The following is a 300-nucleotide window of genomic DNA, read 5'->3' on the forward strand; positions in this document are numbered from 1 at the left end:
GTGCCTGCATTGAAATCGGCTACCGCGGTGCCGGTACCTTCGAGTTCCTTTATGAAGACGGCCGTTTCTACTTCATCGAGATGAACACCCGCGTCCAGGTCGAGCACCCGGTTACCGAAATGGTCACCGGCATCGACATCGTCAAGGAGATGCTCAGCATCGCCGCGGGCAACAAGCTGTCGTACAAGCAGGAAGACATCAAGCTCCTGGGCCACGCCCTGGAGTGCCGCATCAACGCCGAAGACCCGGACAACTTCATGCCTTGCCCCGGCAAGGTGAAGCACTTCCACGCTCCGGGCG

The 300-nt window shown here is 59.7% G+C and carries 1 pseudogene; it reads left to right on the plus strand.

The window, feature by feature from the left end:
* Positions 1 to 300 (plus strand): annotated as a pseudogene (locus BVH03_RS25725) (acetyl-CoA carboxylase biotin carboxylase subunit); the annotation flags it as partial.

This window comes from Pseudomonas sp. PA15(2017), from assembly GCF_001945395.1.
Classification (GTDB): Bacteria; Pseudomonadota; Gammaproteobacteria; order Pseudomonadales; family Pseudomonadaceae; genus Aquipseudomonas.